Source organism: Psychrobacter sp. TB20-MNA-CIBAN-0197 (genome assembly GCF_040309765.1).
In the GTDB taxonomy this organism is placed as follows: domain Bacteria; phylum Pseudomonadota; class Gammaproteobacteria; order Pseudomonadales; family Moraxellaceae; genus Psychrobacter; species Psychrobacter submarinus.
Genome location: NZ_JBEOPC010001302.1, coordinates 1 through 240, shown reverse-complemented (window position 1 = coordinate 240; position 240 = coordinate 1). Strand labels below are relative to the sequence as shown.

Here is a 240-nt window from a genome sequence, read left to right as displayed (position 1 = left end):
GGCCTTCACCATCCTGTTCCTGCTGCTGGCGGTCAGCGCCCTGCTCAACGCCCTGCTCGACATCTACGCCCGCACCGAGCACGCCCGCACGCGCTCGATCAAAGGCTACGTGCAACTGGCGAAAATGGTTTTGTACGTGTTCGGCGCGATCATCATCGTCGCCACCCTGATCGACCGCTCACCGCTGTTGCTGCTGTCGGGTCTGGGTGCGATGTCGGCGGTGATTCTGTTGGTCTACAA

Annotated in this window: 1 pseudogene; it reads left to right on the top strand. The window is 61.7% G+C overall.

What is annotated here, in order from left to right:
• Positions 1 to 240: pseudogene (locus tag AAEY83_RS18165) on the top strand (mechanosensitive ion channel family protein); the annotation flags it as partial.